This is a genomic window from Micromonospora sp. M51, from assembly GCF_018070305.1.
GTDB lineage: Bacteria > Actinomycetota > Actinomycetes > Mycobacteriales > Micromonosporaceae > Micromonospora > Micromonospora parva.
The window spans coordinates 1-718 of the sequence record NZ_JAGPXZ010001365.1; the positions used below are offsets into that span (position 1 = coordinate 1).

Annotated in this window: 1 protein-coding gene; it reads right to left on the minus strand. The window is 72.1% G+C overall.

What is annotated here, in order from left to right; all coding sequences use genetic code 11:
- Window positions 1-89: 89 nt before the first annotated feature.
- Window positions 90-718, minus strand: a 629-nt coding sequence (locus KBX53_RS34865; protein ID WP_305798015.1) for an enolase C-terminal domain-like protein, incomplete at its 5' end; no start/stop codon positions are given.

Here is a 718-nt window from a genome sequence, read left to right on the forward strand (position 1 = left end):
GGTCGGCACGGTGCCCGGCCGGATCAGGGGTCGGGCCTCGGCGGGCAGTCGGCGCAGCGCACCCAGGCCGAGCCGGGAGGCGCCGACGGTCACCGCCATGCCGGACCGTCCGGGAAGCGGAACTCGGCGATCGACGTGGGCTTCATGGTGGCGCTGTAACCGGGCCGCTCGGGCAGCAGGTAGCGCCCGTCGCGGGTCCGCACCGGGTCGACGAAGTGTTCGTGCAGGTGGTCGACGTACTCGATCATCCGGCCGTCCAGCCCCGTGCCCACCCGCAGGTAGTCGAAGATCGCCAGGTGCTGGACGTACTCGCAGAGGCCCACCCCGCCGGCGTGCGGGCAGACCGGAACGCCGAACTTCGCCGCCAGCAGCAGCTCGGCCAGGACCTCGTTGACGCCACCGACCCGGCAGGCGTCGACCTGCATCACGCCGATCGCCTCGGCCTGGAGCAACTGCTTGAAGATCACCCGGTTGGCGGCCACCTCACCGGTGGCGACCCGGCAGCGTCCGCCGGTCAGCTCGTGCACCGCGCGGGCGATCCGGGCGTGCCCGAGGATGTCGTCGGCGTGGGTGGGCTCCTCGATCCAGTACGGGTCGACCTCGGCCAGCGCCGCCATCGCGGTGATCGCCTCGTCGACGTCCCAGACCTGGTTGGCGTCCATCATCAACAGCGCGTCCGGGCCGATCTCCTCGCGGATGATCCGGGCCCGCCGCAGGT